12 protein-coding genes are annotated in these 16,108 nt (G+C 40.2%); 5 read left to right on the plus strand and 7 right to left on the minus strand.

What is annotated here, in order from left to right; all coding sequences use genetic code 11:
• Positions 1 to 14: 14 nt before the first annotated feature.
• Entirely contained in the window at positions 15 to 1,601 is a 1,587-nt protein-coding gene (locus tag DTW91_RS03810; protein WP_125202089.1) for a hypothetical protein, read from the minus strand.
• Positions 1,602 to 1,701: 100 nt separating this feature from the next.
• On the opposite strand from DTW91_RS03810, the gene DTW91_RS03815 reads away from it, so the two are divergent.
• From DTW91_RS03815 to DTW91_RS03835, 5 genes are all read left to right on the plus strand, one after another.
• On the plus strand, positions 1,702 to 3,339 hold the full coding sequence (locus DTW91_RS03815; RefSeq protein WP_125202090.1) for a T9SS type A sorting domain-containing protein: 1,638 nt from the start codon (positions 1,702 to 1,704) through the stop codon (positions 3,337 to 3,339).
• Between the two features lie 109 nt (positions 3,340 to 3,448).
• A complete protein-coding gene (locus tag DTW91_RS03820) occupies positions 3,449 to 6,796 on the plus strand; it encodes a methylmalonyl-CoA mutase family protein (protein ID WP_125202091.1) in 3,348 nt (1,115 codons plus the stop codon).
• A 242-nt stretch (positions 6,797 to 7,038) separates the two neighbouring features.
• The gene (locus DTW91_RS03825) at positions 7,039 to 7,653 is read left to right on the plus strand and encodes a hypothetical protein (RefSeq protein ID WP_185144733.1); all 615 of its coding nucleotides are present in this window, start codon (positions 7,039 to 7,041) and stop codon (positions 7,651 to 7,653) included.
• A gap of 74 nt (positions 7,654 to 7,727) precedes the next feature.
• On the plus strand, positions 7,728 to 8,933 hold the full coding sequence (locus DTW91_RS03830; RefSeq protein ID WP_125202092.1) for an NAD(P)/FAD-dependent oxidoreductase: 1,206 nt from the start codon (positions 7,728 to 7,730) through the stop codon (positions 8,931 to 8,933).
• Between the two features lie 59 nt (positions 8,934 to 8,992).
• Positions 8,993 to 9,448 (plus strand): YciI family protein, encoded by a 456-nt coding sequence (locus DTW91_RS03835; RefSeq protein ID WP_125202093.1) that lies wholly within the window; start codon positions 8,993 to 8,995, stop codon positions 9,446 to 9,448.
• Between the two features lie 62 nt (positions 9,449 to 9,510).
• On the opposite strand, the gene DTW91_RS03840 is transcribed toward DTW91_RS03835, so the two are convergent.
• From DTW91_RS03840 to DTW91_RS03865, 6 genes are all read right to left on the minus strand, one after another.
• Positions 9,511 to 10,764 carry a serine hydrolase domain-containing protein gene (locus DTW91_RS03840; protein WP_125202094.1) on the minus strand — a complete coding sequence of 418 codons (1,254 nt, stop codon included), beginning with the start codon at positions 10,762 to 10,764 and terminating at the stop codon, positions 9,511 to 9,513.
• A gap of 90 nt (positions 10,765 to 10,854) precedes the next feature.
• The gene (locus DTW91_RS03845) at positions 10,855 to 11,802 is read right to left on the minus strand and encodes a 2-hydroxyacid dehydrogenase (protein WP_125202095.1); all 948 of its coding nucleotides are present in this window, start codon (positions 11,800 to 11,802) and stop codon (positions 10,855 to 10,857) included.
• A gap of 67 nt (positions 11,803 to 11,869) precedes the next feature.
• Positions 11,870 to 12,388, minus strand: coding sequence for an acyl-CoA thioesterase (locus DTW91_RS03850; protein WP_125202096.1), 519 nt, complete (start codon positions 12,386 to 12,388; stop codon positions 11,870 to 11,872).
• The gene (locus DTW91_RS03855) at positions 12,363 to 13,037 is read right to left on the minus strand and encodes a hypothetical protein (RefSeq protein WP_125202097.1); all 675 of its coding nucleotides are present in this window, start codon (positions 13,035 to 13,037) and stop codon (positions 12,363 to 12,365) included. The genes DTW91_RS03850 and DTW91_RS03855 overlap by 26 nt, the downstream gene beginning before the upstream one ends.
• A gap of 93 nt (positions 13,038 to 13,130) precedes the next feature.
• Positions 13,131 to 13,799 (minus strand): T9SS type A sorting domain-containing protein, encoded by a 669-nt coding sequence (locus DTW91_RS03860; protein ID WP_125202098.1) that lies wholly within the window; start codon positions 13,797 to 13,799, stop codon positions 13,131 to 13,133.
• A gap of 161 nt (positions 13,800 to 13,960) precedes the next feature.
• The gene (locus DTW91_RS03865; RefSeq protein WP_125202099.1) at positions 13,961 to 16,063 is read right to left on the minus strand and encodes a TonB-dependent receptor; all 2,103 of its coding nucleotides are present in this window, start codon (positions 16,061 to 16,063) and stop codon (positions 13,961 to 13,963) included.
• Positions 16,064 to 16,108 lie beyond the last annotated feature (45 nt).

The raw sequence follows: 16,108 nt of genomic DNA on the forward strand, positions 1-16,108 counted from the left end.
AAAGCTGGATTTTTTCATTTATTGATAAAATAATATGCAGTCACATTTTTATTGAGATCAAATTGTGCCAGATTGCGCCTCAAAATTACTGCATCGCTGTTATTGAAGGCATACCAAACCACCCGGTTCTGAGCCGTTCCAATATTGTTTTCTATCCTCCACGATGCCACAGGAATCCAGCTTTTCGGGACTTGCCCGGGAAACCATTTGGGATAGATGACCGCCACTTTGTATCCGTTTCTCGAAATATAATCTGCTAAAAATTGATGGTATTTTTTATTAAAATCAGATTCCGGCAAAGATCTATTCTCGATATAAAACCTTGCAACATCGGTGGATCCCAACCCCACGATGTCTAAAAGCTGCGTTTCTCCAAAATACGCAATGGCACCAATATCGTTTGCAACGGCTTTTTGTCCTTTGTAAAATTGATGAAGAAACCCGGCCATCTCAATTTGTTGTGCCTCGATGTTTTTAGACGAATTTTTTAGCACAGGATGCGCCGCCGCAAAGCGGTAAAAACCTACAAGACCAAAGCCTACAAACGAGATGGCAAATAAAAAATATCCGGCCTTTTTCTTTTCTGTAACTAAATATTCTACCGCCATTGGGATCAGAACCAACACCAGCATCGCCATAAGATAGTTCTCGTACCGAAATTTGATGACCGCGAAAAAACTTTGGAAAAGCGCTGTGCCAAGAATGATTATCAGCAATGATTCATTTTGAATCAATTCTTTAAAGCTTTTTTTTCGGTAGTTTTTGATGAGATAGAGAAAAATGCAGATCAGCGGAAAAAGAAACAATTTGTAGAAACTCTTATTCAATAAAATTCCATTTTCGAACATTATCCAAGTGCTTCTCAGCAGATTACCGGTGGGATAATTTCCTTTGATAATGACCGAATTGGGAAAAAAGAAGCCGCCGTTTGCGATTGAAATCAAACCAAAAATAACCATCGGCGCCAGACCTACCAGCAAAATCAACAGCATTTCTTCGAATTTTTTAGCGATGATCAAAATGATGCTCAGCCAAAAAACAAAAAACATACTTTCGAACCGCACCATTCCTAAAAAGAAAACGGTGATCAGGAGTTTTGCTAAATCGCGCCGCTGAAAATGATTGTTAAAATTTTTCTTGATAAAATAAACCGCCATCACCGATAACATCATATGCAGCGTCTGCTCCATACCCAAGATAACCATCATATATAATAAAGAAACCGGCAAAAAAAGGATGAGTCCCACTTTCAGCTCTTTCTCCGAATAAAAATCCCGAAAAAATCTGTAGATCCAATAAGTCGCAACATATCCGGCCATAATGTTGACAATCATCGGATAATAAACGTTATCGCCAAAAATGCGGATCAACGCACTTAATATCAAGGTGTAAAGAATCGATGAAGAGGCACTGTCAAAACTATTCAAATTGACAGACCAAAATCCACTTTCGCCAAAATGTTTCGCAATGGCCAGATGGATGTAGGCATCGTCTATCGGATAGACAAACTGATTGCCCGATAACTGTAGGTAAGAGTAAGCATAATAAAAGCCGGTAACAATGGTAAAAAGCAGAATATAGTAAATCAGATATTTCCTCATAAAAAAATCACATCACGTGCGAAAATAATCATTAATTTTCTTACAAACAGATTATTTAATTTGTTTATACATTATATTTGCGCTTTAATTTTACACAAACTTGCGAAAAATTCTATTTTTTTTACTGATTTCCAATTTTTTCTATGCGCAATGGAGCATTTCCAATGCCGACCGTGCTTTGCTGATCAATATTTATGATGCAACCGACGGCGAAAATTGGAATAGGACTTGGAACTTGGAGGAAGATCCACGCAATTGGTTTGGCGTCGTTGTAAAAAATGGTTTGGTTGCGGAACTTAACCTTTCCGGAAACGCCTTGCGTGGGGTTTTCCCTGCAACTATCACTTCTCTCACAAAACTCACAAAATTAGACCTCAGCAACAATCAGCTCACGGGCGAATTGGCGATGGGCGTTTCTTCCCTCAGCTTATTGACCAAACTCGATATCAGCAACAACAGATTGACGGGCGATCCATCTGCTGCTCTGGGCGGGCTTTTCAATGTCGAGGATCTTGGCTTGGGTGGTAATATGTTCACCATTGCAGACGCCAACGGAATGCTTCAGAATTTCAACAATCTCAAATTTCTGAATATCGCAGATCTTGGTTTGACTACCGTTCCGGCAAAAATTGCGACATTCCCCAACCTCGAAACCTTGATTTTGGACAATAATCCAATCGTGGCAAATGGCTACGGAAATCTCGCGGGTCTATCAAAACTGAAAACGCTTTCGCTCTCGGGAACCAATCTTGCTCAAATCCCCACGCAGGTTTCGCAACTGACACAACTCACGAGTCTCGACCTTAGTAATAATCATTTGACAGAGCAAAATGCCGCCGGGCTCGCTTCGCTCATCAATCTGGAGTGGCTGTCTTTGGAAAGCAATCAACTTGCTGAGGTTCCAGCGCAAATTGCTCAGCTTAAAAATTTGCAGAATCTGAACCTCGGCCGAAATAAAATCAGCGGGAATCTCGCCGTCGTTGCAGCATTGCCCAATCTGCAGCAGCTGTTTCTCCACAACAATTTGATTGAGGGAAATTTTCCTTCGCTATTATTAGGAATGCCAAAACTACTGATGGTCAATTTGAATAGCAATCAACTTTCAGGCGAATTGCCCGATCAGCTGCCTCCGATTACGCACCTGAGCAACAACCGATTTTCCAAAACCGATTTGTCAAATTATATCACAGACTTTGCCGAGCAGACCGATTTCGATTATTCGCCACAGCGTTATGATGACATCAAAACTGTTTTAGCCATCGTTGGTCAGTCCGCAAAACTGGAGCAGTCGCTTTCGGGAGATTACAGCTTTAGTTGGTTCAAAAACTTGGATCAAAAACTCAATACCAGCGCAGAACACCTCAGCTTCAATAGTGTAGAAAACCCGGATTTTGCCACCTACACCGCAGAAGCCTACTCTTATGGCGTGCTGGGCAATAATATTTTGTTGGAGCTCTCTCTTTTCCGCGAACCGATTACTTTGACAGATGCTTTATCAACATCAGAAAATCCCGAGCTAAAAGGAATCAGCATCTACCCCAACCCGACAAAGGAGTTCATTAATATTATAAATGTAAAAACCAAAATCGAAAAAATCGTCATTTACGATCTTAGCGGTAAGCAGATGCTCACTGAAAACAGCGCAAAAATCAACGTTTCCAAATTGCCGTCGGGAGTTTACTTATTATCTTTGAAAACCGACTCCGGTGTAAAAAGTTTCAAATTTATAAAGCAGTAAAAATCAGTGGACTGATATCTGAATTATGCATTGTATTTTTTCCCTTTTTTAATTCACCCGATTCCATTTCCCAAAAAATATTATCTTTGGAAACAATCGATAATAAGAAATGGAAACCCAACCATATACTCCAAAAAACAAAGTAAGAATCGTAACCGCAGCCGCATTATTCGACGGTCACGATGCTGCCATCAACATTATGCGCCGCGTGATCCAAGCAACAGGTTGCGAAGTCATCCACCTGGGACACGACAAATCTGCTGAAGAAGTAGTGAACACAGCCATCCAAGAAGATGCCAACGCGATTGCACTGACTTCCTATCAAGGCGGACACAACGAATATTTCAAATACATCTATGATCTCCTGAGAGAGAAAAACGCGCCGCAAATAAGGATTTTCGGAGGCGGCGGCGGCGTCATTCTTCCGGAAGAAATCGACGATCTGATGCGTTACGGAATCGATAGAATCTATTCTCCGGACGATGGGCGCGAGCTCGGATTGCAAGGGATGATCAACGATTTGGTGAAAAAATCTGATTTCCCCACGGGCAAGGAAGTTGCCGTAGCGGATTTGGATACCATCAGTTTTGAAAATCCTTCAAGCATTGCCAAAATCATTTCTGCAGTAGAAAACTTCTCCGAAGAAAAACCGGATTTAGTAAAAGCAATCGACGAAAAATCAAAAAATTCCAATATTCCAATTGTCGGGATCACGGGAACTGGCGGTGCCGGAAAATCTTCTTTGATCGATGAATTGGTAAGACGATTCTTGCGATCCAATCCCGATAAAAAAATGGCCATTATCTCTATCGATCCTTCGAAAAAGAAAACCGGAGGGGCGCTTTTGGGAGACAGAATCCGTATGAACGCCATCAACGATCCACGAGTTTATATGCGCTCAATGGCGACGCGAGAAAACAACGTTTCGGTTTCGCCTTTTATTCATTCAGCATTAAATGTGTTGAAATTGGCTGACCCTGATATTATCATTTTGGAAACTTCTGGAATCGGACAATCCGGCTCGGAAGTTTCGGATTTTGCGGATATTTCTATGTACGTGATGACGCCAGAATACGGCGCATCGACTCAGTTGGAAAAAATCGATATGCTGGACTATGCAGATTTGGTTGCATTAAATAAATCCGACAAGCGCGGCGCTCTGGATGCGCTTCAGGCCGTGAAAAAACAGTTCCAACGAAACCACCTGTTGTGGGAAAGTCCGTTGGACGATATGCCCGTTTATGCAACAAAAGCTTCTCAGTTCAATGACCACGGTACCACTGAGTTATACAATCGATTAGTTGAGAAAGTTAATGAGAAATATTCTGATTTAAATTTGCGAGCTTTTGTGGAACAGGAAATTACCGAAGAAGTAACCATCATTCCTCCAAAAAGAGTTCGTTACCTTTCTGAAATTGTTGAAAACAACAAACAATACGACGCCAATGTTGAAAAACAGGCTGAGTTAGCCAGAAAAATGTATCACATAGAAGGAGTGAAAAAATTCCTTTCCAGTGAAACGTTGGATGCCGAATATCAAAAGGCTGAAAAAGAACTTCATCAAGACAATATCGACTTCCTGAAAACTTGGGATGATACGAAACAGGCTTTCCATAAAGAATTTTATTCTTATTTCGTTCGTGGAAAAGAAATCAAAGTCGAAACCTCAACGGAATCTTTATCTCATTTAAAAATCCCGAAAATCGCTTTACCAAAATATACCGATTGGGGCGATTTGATTAAGTGGAAGGGTCAGGAAAATCTTCCGGGCGGATTTCCTTACACCGCCGGAATTTATCCGTTCAAAAGAACCGGAGAAGACCCAACGCGAATGTTTGCTGGGGAAGGCGGCCCGGAAAGAACCAACAGAAGATTCCACTATGTTTCTGCGGAAATGGAGGCAAAACGGCTTTCGACAGCTTTTGATTCTGTCACTTTATACGGTCAAGATCCCGCTCTGCCACCCGATATTTATGGTAAAATCGGGAATGCGGGAGTTTCTATCGCCACTTTGGATGATGCCAAAAAACTGTATTCCGGATTTGATTTGGTGAATCCAATGACGTCGGTTTCGATGACCATCAACGGACCTGCGCCAATGCTGCTGGCTTTTTTTATGAATGTGGCCATCGACCAAAATGTTGAAAAATATATTGCTGAACACAAGCTTGAAGCGAATGTTGAGAAAGCTTTAAAAGCGAAATTCGATGACAAAGGTTTGGAAAGACCAAAATATAACGGCGAATTACCGCCGACGAACAACGGCTTGGGTTTAAAATTATTGGGACTGACCGGAGACGAAGTCATTCCGGCGGAAGCGTACGCAAAAATTAAAGATAAAACCATCGCGACCGTTCGAGGTACCGTTCAGGCGGATATTTTAAAAGAAGATCAGGCTCAGAATACTTGTATTTTTTCCACAGAATTTGCCTTGAGATTGATGGGCGACGTTCAGGAATATTTTATCCAAGAAAAAGTCCGAAACTTCTACTCGGTTTCGATTTCCGGTTATCACATTGCGGAAGCGGGTGCCAATCCGGTTTCTCAGTTGGCTTTTACGCTCGCAAATGGTTTCACTTACGTTGAATATTATCTGTCCAGAGGAATGGACATCAACGATTTTGCCCCCAATTTATCATTTTTCTTTTCCAACGGAATCGACCCCGAATATTCGGTAATCGGCCGCGTGGCGAGGAAAATCTGGGCCAAAGCTATGAAATTCAAATATGGCGCAGACGAAAGAAGCCAGATGCTGAAATACCACATTCAAACTTCCGGCCGCTCGCTTCACGCTCAGGAAATTGATTTTAATGATATCCGGACAACGCTTCAGGCGCTTTATGCCATCTATGACAATTGTAATTCACTCCACACGAATGCTTATGACGAAGCGATTACGACGCCGACTGAGCAATCCGTACGAAGAGCGATGGCAATCCAATTAATTATCAATAAAGAATTGGGTTTAGCGAAAAATGAAAATCCGCTTCAAGGTTCATTTATTATTGAGGAATTGACGGATTTGGTGGAAGAAGCGGTTTACGCAGAATTCGACAGAATCACAGAAAGAGGTGGCGTTTTGGGTGCGATGGAAACGATGTATCAACGTTCAAAAATTCAGGAAGAATCGATGCATTACGAGTGGTTGAAGCACACCGGAGAATATCCGATCATCGGCGTGAATACTTTCCTGGGAAAAGATGGGTCGCCCACGGTTCGTCCGGGAGAAGTGATCCGTTCGACTGAGGAAGAAAAGCAGGTTCAAATCAAAACGCTTCACAACTTCCAAGAAGCTAATGAAGACAAATCTGAAGCCGCTCTGAAAACCTTGCAACACGCTGCCATCAATCAGCAGAATCTGTTCAATGTGATGATGGATGCCGTGAAATACTGTTCGCTTGGGCAGATCACCAATGCTTTGTTCGAAGTGGGTGGGAAGTATAGAAGGAACATGTAGGGTATATTCAAACCTTCAAGGTTTTGAAACCTTGATAGCAAACGGTCGAAAATTCAAACCTTCAAGGTTTTTGAAACCTTGAAGGTTTAATTGAAAACAAAACACACAGCAAACGATTTCAAACCTTCAAGGTTTTTGAAACCTTGAAGGTTTAATTAAACGAAACACACAGCAAACGGTCGAAAATTCAAACCTTCAAGGTTTTTGAAACCTTGAAGGTTTAATAAAAAAATAATTGAAAAATGAACAACAAACCTCTTCTTGAAGCGGGTAAATATTATCACATTTACAACAGAGGAAATAATGGTCAGGATATTTTTTTTGACATCAAAAATTACACCTTTTTCCTGAATAGGTATGACCAATACCTTTCCCCTTTTTGTGATACAATTGCTTGGGTCTTATTAAAAAATCATTTTCATATTTTGGTTTATGTGAAACCTTTCGAAGAGATAAATCTCGACAAACTAGAATATACCGCCACCGAATTTCCTAAAAAAATAGATATCCATTTGCAATTTGGACATTTTTTCAATTCTTATGCAAAAGCAATTAACAAACGGTACAACAGAACGGGAAGTTTATTTGAAAAAAACTTTGAAAGAAAAGAAGTTCATTCTATAGATTATTTTAAAAAGCTCATCCATTATATTCATTTCAATCCGGTAAAACATAGTTTTACGCAACAAATTTGGGATTATCCTTGGAGTTCTTATGGAAGTATCATCTCACATAAACCAACAAAATTGAATCGGAAATTTGTAACAGAACTTTTTAAAAACCAAGAAGAATTTAAACTATATCATTCAGAACCAAAAGATTATGAGGACATCATAGACCTCATTATTGAGTTTTAACATCAAAGTTCCAACGGTTTTCCTTAATTTGATCTGGTTTCATTTTTGATTTGTATTCAAGTACAAGACAATTTATGAAACTCAAATCTCCCGAACCGTTCTGGCTCGTCAAAGACGGCTTTAAACATTCTTATCCTTCCCTTAGAGCAGACATCCAAACCGAAATCCTCATCATCGGTGGCGGAATCACGGGTTCTCTTCTGGCGCATCAAATGATCAAAGATGGTTTTAAAACTGTTTTGGTGGATCGGAGAGAAATCGGGAACGGAAGTACGAGCGCCACAACATCAATGCTGCAGTACGAAATTGATGTTCCGCTTTTCCGACTCTCAGAAATGATCGGGAAAGAAGGCGCGGAAAAAGCGTATTGGGCGTGTTACGATTCTATTGATACTTTAGGAAAGATTTCAAAACAGATAAAGTCCGAATGCGGTTTCAAGAAAAAGGAATCACTTTATTTTGCGGCTTTCAAAAAAGATGTTCCGGATTTGAAAAAGGAATTTGAAGCCAGAAACGCAGCGAAGTTTCCTGTAAAATGGCTTTCAGCAGACGAAATTGGCAAGACATTTAAAATCGAAAATACCTTTGGCGGCATTCTATCGGAACAAGGCGGAAGCATCGACGCATTTTGTCTGGCGCACGATATTCTTCATTACAATTATAAAAAAAGTTTGCAGATTTTCGACAAAACCGATGTTATCAAATTCGATTATAAAAAAAATGGCGTCATAGCAACCACAGAATTTGGAAACAAAATAAAAGCAAAAAAAGTGATATTCTGTAACGGTTTCGAAAGTACAGAAATCATCAAAGACAATTTTGTAAAACTCCTTTCCACGTACGCCATCGTGGGCGAACAAAATGAAAAAAATCACAAAGAACTGAATGATCTTTTGGTCTGGAATACAGCCAAACCTTACATCTATATGCGGACAACCGATGATAACAGAATCCTGATTGGTGGTGAAGATGAAGAGTTCGTGAATGCTGAAAAACGGGATTCTTTGCTTCAGGAAAAGGAGCAAAAACTCGTCAAGAAATTAGATAAATATTTACCAAAAAATGATTTCCGAACCGATTTTGTTTGGGCCGGAACTTTTGGAGAGACCGACGACGGCTTGCCCTACATCGGCGCGCATCCCGATTTTCCGAGTGCTTATTTTGTCTTGGGATTTGGTGGCAATGGGATTACCTTTTCGGTGATTGGGATGGAAATGGCTTCTCAGTTTTTGAAAGGTCAAAAGCACGAATTATCGCAATATTTCAGATTCAGAAGATAATTGATGAGAAAATATAGCCTATCATTTTAATATTTAACTTTGATAAAAACTTAACTGATATGAAATCACTTTTCACAATACTTTCTTTAATCATATTTTCCTCTTCTGCGAACGCTCAGAATAAAAATTTTGACCATAAACTTGCAGATTCTCTCGGTGCGGACCAGTACGGAATGAAAGTCTATTACCTCGTAATTCTCAAAAAAGGGAAAACCGAGATGACCGACAAGAGCAAAAAATCTGAATTGATGAGAGGGCATATGGACAACATCCGAAAATTGGCTAAAGATGGAAAACTGATCGTCGCGGGTCCAATGTTTGAAGAAAATGAAAATCATTACAACGGCATCTTCATTCTGGACGCGAAAACTAAAGCAGAAGCAGAAAGTTTGGTGCTGACAGATCCTTCTGTAAAATCCGGAATTTTTGCCGCAGAACTTTATAAATGGTACGGCTCGGCGGCGCTCCCGCTCTATCTAAAGTCGCACGATAAGATTACCAAAAACAGTTTTTAAAAACCAAAAAATAGTGTCTTCGACATTTAACTTCAATGGATTTTTCTTTGTGCCTTCGTTGATTAATCTCCAGAATTAATATTTGCAGAATCTGTTTCAGCAGCAACATTTAGGTTCATCGTGCTGTTGAATTTTTCCATCTCGAACGGGAAATCTTCAAACAATCCCGATAGCGCCAAAGCAGAATATACTTTCCCCGAATATTTGTTTCCAATAGCAATGATCGTAACCTTGGATTTCAAAAGATGTGCAAAAACCGAATTGGTGCCGTGCCACCAGCCGTTGTGATAAGTGAGTTTTTCGCCATTGTCGAAATTCTTCATCCTAAATCCCAAACCATAATTGTTGATCCCTTGCTTCTCATTGCTGTAAGGTTCGAAAATCTTAGCTTTCAGTTGCGGTTTCAGGAAATCTTTGGAATATAATGCGACCGAAAAATTAAGCAAATCTCTTGGCGTGGTGTAAACGTTTTTGTCGCCGTAGATCAAATCGAGATTATCCAACGGATAAAGTCTATAACCGCTAAAAAATGATTGTGAAGCAGTGGGGATATCTTTCTTTTGGAAAATGAAAGTATGAGCCATCTTCAAAGGTTTGAAAAGGATTTCCTGCATTGCCTCGGGGAATGGCGTTGCCGTCACTTTTTCTACGATCAAAGCGAGAAGTGCAAAATTGGTATTGCAGTACATAAATCCAGTGTTGGACGGTCTTGCCAGATCCGGCTTGTACTTGATGAGCATATCCACAACATCTTGGTTGCTGAGAAATTCCTTCTTCAATTCTTCCGGAGCCGGCTTTATGCTTTGATCAAAATGCTCGTATTTTGGAAGTCCGCTTCTTTGTGATAACAAACTAAAAACGGTAATTTCAGGATAAGGAAATTCTGGGAAAAATTTAGTGACGTTATCTTCGAGTTTCAGTTTTCCGGCTTCCACCAATTTTAAAACTGCCATTGCCGTCATTGTTTTGCTGACGGATGCCACGTGAAGTGGTGTCTTCGCATCGATTGGCATTCCACCGTTTTCTCTGCCAAATCCGCGGTATTTTTCGAAGATAATTCTATTTCCTTTGGCAACGAGCAGACCACCGCTGAGATCTCCTTCTACCCATACTTTTTGATAATAATTATTAATCTGTGGCAAAATGGAAGTTTGATTGGGCAGGGTCAAATCCTTTGCCTCAAAAACTTTGTTCAGATCTACGTTGCCGTAGTTGGGAAGTTTGGAGGTGTACGATGCTGCAGATTCTTTTTCTTTTTTGCAGGCGAAAACGGCTAACACGGTAAAAACGGGAACTATAATTTTTCTAAAATTCATTAGGATTCCAAACTTCGTTGAGGCACGCAAGTTAACATAAAATGAAATTTTGACCGAGCGGAATTGTCTTAAGATTTGTTAAAAATAAACTTAAAAATCGGTTAATATTTTGTCAACGATCACTTGCGCCAACTTGGTCTTACTCTGGTACGTCCAACCAGCAATATGCGGTGTAACAATCACTTTTTCAGAATCCAAAAGAAATTGCAAATCCTGATTTTCTCCTGTGCTGAGCGAAGTCGAAGTATCGAGGTTTTCAAATGATGACTTTTCATATTCCAAAACATCCAGGCAAGCACCCAAAATTTTTCCAGATTTGATGGCTTCTACCAACGCTTTTGTCTTCACATTTTTCCCTCTCGCCGTATTAATGAAATAAAAATTCTTATTTATTTTGGAAATAAAATATTCATCAATCAAATAATGTGTTTCGGAAGTCAAAGGAATATGAAGACTCAAAACATCTGATCTTCTTTGAAGTTCTTTCAGTGAAACCTGCGTTGCCAATTCATCTGAAAGATCGGGCAGAATATCGTAGAAAATAACCTCAACGCCAAAGCCCGAAAGCCTTTTTGCAACGGCCTTTCCCATATTCCCGTAACCGATAATCCCGAAAGTTTTGCCCAGTAATTCGTCACCACGATTTTCTTCCCGTTTCCAGATTCCATTTTTCACTTCATTGGAAGCAATGAATAATCTGTTCATCAAAATCAATAACATCCCAACAACGTGCTCTGCAACAGAATCTCGGTTTCCCTCGGGCGAATTGATCAGTTTGATGCCCAATTTTGTTGCGGTTTCGACATCAATATTTTCCATTCCGGCGCCTACTCTTGCAATGAATTTGAGGTGAGAAGCTTTAGTCAGGAAATTTTGATCCAATGGGATTCTACTTCTGATAATAATTCCTTGATAATCAGCAACTTTCTCCAAGATCTCGTCATAGTCCGAAGAATAATCTTCTTCTACCACAAAACCTTTGGCAGTCAATTGTTCCGAAATCAGCGGATGGTTTTGATCGAGTTGAAGGATTTTCATTAATTAGACTTTAGAAATTAGAAGTTAGATAAGAAAAACGAGCTAAAAAGCCCGCTTATATTTATAATTACTCGCCTAAGAATAATTTTTTAAGCTCCTCAGAATCGGTTGGTTTCATCCTCCCCGAAAGGATTAATGACAGTTCTTTTCTTCGCTTGGCTCCTGCAAATCGCTCGATTTCCAACTCAGTTTCGGGGATAATTTCCGGCACTTTCGCAGGCTTTCCGTCGTCGTCTATTGCTACAAAAGTGTAAATGCCCGAGTTGGTGTGTACTTTTTTTTGCTTAATGGGATCATCCAGCCAAACATCAACATAGATCTCCATCGATGTGGAGAAGGCACGGGAAACTTTGGATTCCAAAACCACAATTCCGCCTTCGGGAATCGGGAGGTCGAAGGAAACGTGATTCACAGACGCGGTAACCACCTTCGTTTCGCTATGTCTTGCGGCGGAGATGGATGCGGCACGATCCATCTTGGACAGCAGCTCGCCACCAAACAGATTTTTTAACGAATTGGTCTCATTGGGTAAGACAATGTTGGTCATTACGGTAAGGCTATCACTTGATTTTTTGGACTTTAGCATTTTTTATCGTTTTTGTACTGTCTTTGATTGGAGTTTGTTTTGGGGCTGACCAGGCTTCTCGAACTTCGGTTTTTGAGACGATTTTTTTTGAAGGAATTTGAGACGATTTCCCAAATATCAATTCCCGATCGCCAAAGAGGAAAAGTGAGACTGTGCCTAAAATAAGGAGTAACAGAAAAGTCCAAATAACCGCCTTGTTCAAAGCATAATCTTCGGATTCAGAACTTTTCTTAACCGGATAAGTTTTATTTAGATTTTGAAGTTTGATGGCCTCTAACCCGAATGCATCATCGGAATCATTTGTCTTCACAATGCTGTTCTGTTCGTCCCATAAAAAGAGACCAAGATTCTGCAGATAAAGAATTTTCTCGGCGTGCAACTGTTTAATCCACTTCGCAACCTCATCTTTCAGCTCCATCTGAATGGTGAAAAGGTTGGTATCTGTCTCTTCTGCGATATATTTTGCCAAATGGTTATCAAAAACAGACGGCTGATATCGAAATGTGATGAGTTCCTTGGGTGGCATAATCACAGCGTTTTCGGCATCTATTTTAGCAGGCTCTTTGGAAATCTCAAAAACGCCAAAATCCGGAACCTCTGTCCGGCCATGCTTCAAAAGATAGTGATAGATGTGATACTCAAAATTCATTTGCCACAAAACTACATATTTTTCGGGCTTTCAGAAAATATAAAAGCCTGCTATTTACGGCAAGCTTTTGAATTTGATATGAAAAATTAAGGTCTAATTGGTAAATTTTACCACTTCTGAAACATTATTTCCAGAAATCTGAAGTAAGAATAATCCCTTTTGAGACATGTTAAGATCGATCGGAGTGCCATTGGCATTCACCTTAATTGTTTTAATGACTTTGCCTCCAAAATCGTACACCGTAAGGTCTATACTTCCTTTAACGGAGGTAAATAATTTGCCTGCAGCCACTTGAGATTTCGTTTTGGCATTGACGTCGGAGACGCCCAAAGTTGAAAGCGTGGTCGGACCTTCCAAATCTTGGTCTCCAGATTGTGCAGTAGCCCCATTCTGTTGATTTTTGAACACAATACCAATCCGTTGCACAATCGTTCCTTGGGGCATAATGTTGTTAGAATTGGTGAAAAGTTTTGTGTTCAGATCGATCGTGCCGACATAAGCATTTTCTGTTGCATCCCAATTCATGGTTGTGTTAGAATTACCCCAATTGTCATCGTAGTTGCCGCTGTTGTTATCGCCGTCTGTCTGCGAGGACCAGACGTGTACATAGAACGTGGGAGCACTTTGAGGATTGTAGAAACTCCAATCGCCGGTTTTCCCGTAAGTCAATTTGAAAACACCATTGTTGACGGTGTAGGTAAGTTGCCCGAAAGCACTGACACTCGCTAATAAAGCAAGTCCCAGAAAATAAAATTTTCTCATAATTGTAAATTTTTAAGGTCTTTATTATTTAAGTCATAAATGCACCTCACATAGGCATAATAACTTATCGTAAATTTAAAATTAATTTCAAACCATCAAATAAAATTATAAAATATTTCTAATGATTTACTTTAATATATTGATAATCAATGAGAAAAAATTTATTTTACGCGGATCGAAAGGCCAAAAAGGAAGTTAATTCCTGCCTGAGCGAAGTAATAAGGTCCACTAAAACCATTGTTGACATACTTCGTATCGGTGAAATTATTTAATAAAAATCTTAGGATAACTTCATTTTTCACGAATGGCAGTTTGTACGAAGCGGTGAAATCCGGAACCAGATAATCATCCAACTGATTGACAGTGCTTCCGGAATTATCCAGAAATTGTTTGCCCACATATTGTGCTGTAATGCCAAGGTTCAAATTTTTGAGCGGCGAATAAGTGATATTTCCGTTGGCCATCACACTTGGCGAAAAAGAAATATCTGTTTTTCCGTAGTTTACAAGACCTTCCTCCGTTTCTGCGATGAATTCTTTGTTTTTATTTGAGCTCAAAGTTGCATTGCCGGATAATTGCAACGTGTTGGATATCTTGGCCACTAATCCCACTTCTATCCCCATTCTATAGCTTTGCCCGCTGTTGGTTCGGATGAATTCTCCTACATTATTGATTTGCCCGTTCAAGACCAGCTGATTTTCATAATACATATAATAGGCGTTTGCGGTAAAAGCAATTTTTCCAAACTGTCTTTCAAATCCGGCTTCGAAATCGTGCAGCGTTTCTGCCTTTGTATTGGGATTCGAGAGAAGATCGTCGCGGTTGGGTTCGCGATGCGCATTGGCATAAGAAAGAAAAATTTTACCCTTACCCAAATTATAACTGACGCCCGCTTTTGGATTGAAAAATGTCCATTTTCTATCCAAATCTGCACCTTCGGAATCGCCTTCCAAAAGTATTTTGGTGTCATAATCAATATTTCTTAATTGCAGATCTCCGAAGATTTCAAATCGTCCTAATTTATAAATGCCTTTTGCAAAACCCGACACTTCATTTTTTACCGATCGGTTTCTGTAATATTCGTGTTCATCAATTTCCGGCAAGAAAACCCCGGTTACGTTGCCGTAATGTCTCCCATAATATTGATTGGTCACAGCACCGATATTAAGATCAAGAGATCCCAAGCTGCCGTACAAAGTGGAGATCACACCATAAAAATCATTATTCAGCCATTTTTTTCGGATAAAGTCTGAATATTCTTCTTCAGCGCCGTTTATTATCGGGTTGGGCAGATTATATTTTGCAAACGGATCGCCTTGCCTATAATTTTCGTAATAACCTTTCCCTTTCGTGTAGTGCGCCGTGGTTTCAAGTTTCCATTGTTCCGAAAACCGCTGGTTCCATAAAAGTTGATAATGGTTTTGCCGGTAATTATCGGTTTCATTATCATAAAAATCGATAATATTTTCCCAATTCTCGTCGTAGATTGCTCCGGAATAATTGAATGTGGGATTCGTCTCCCAAGTCGCTTTATCGATGCCGTTCCAGGCCTGATAGGTTTTTTCCTTGCCCCCGAAGGCCAAAAGCCGTATCTCCGTGTTTTTCTCCTGAAACAAGGTCGAAAAATGATAGGAGTGCAACTTGGAAAAAGCCCGGTCGATATAGCCGTCGGAGTGGATATAGGTGTATCTTCCCATCGCGGATAATCGGTTTTTCCAGAATTTCCCCGAATTGATTTCAGCCGAATATTTGTAAGTATCAAAGGAGCCGTAGGAATCATCCGTACGTACAGAAAATGTCTCGGAAGGGTTTTTGGAAATGATATTCACGCTTGCGCCAAACGCCGAAACCCCGTTGGACGAACTCCCTACCCCACGCTGAATGACGATCTGCGAAGCCGAGCTTGCAAGATCCGGCACATCTACGAAAAAGGTACCTTGCGACTCCGAATCGTTGTAGGGGACGCCATTCATCATCACGTTGATGCTTGTCCCGGCGGAACCCCGAATTCTGAATCCCGTGTAGCCCACGCCATTTCCTGCATCGGAGGTAGAAACAACGGACATTTGGTTTTTCAACAGAATCGGCAAATCCTGACCCAAATTCTTATCGGCAAGATCTTTTTCTACGTTGATAATGGATTTCGCCACGGGCGACCTTTGGGTAAATTCTACCGCTTTGATGTTTGTAACTTTCGCAGAATCTGTAGTTTGCGAAAAATAAAACGGAGTGACGAAGACTCCTAAAAAAAGTAAACCTTTCATTCTTAAAAAAATTTTGTGGTAAAAATCTATTTTAGAATAAAAGGG

The organism is Chryseobacterium sp. SC28, assembly GCF_003932955.1.
Taxonomy (GTDB): Bacteria; Bacteroidota; Bacteroidia; order Flavobacteriales; family Weeksellaceae; genus Epilithonimonas.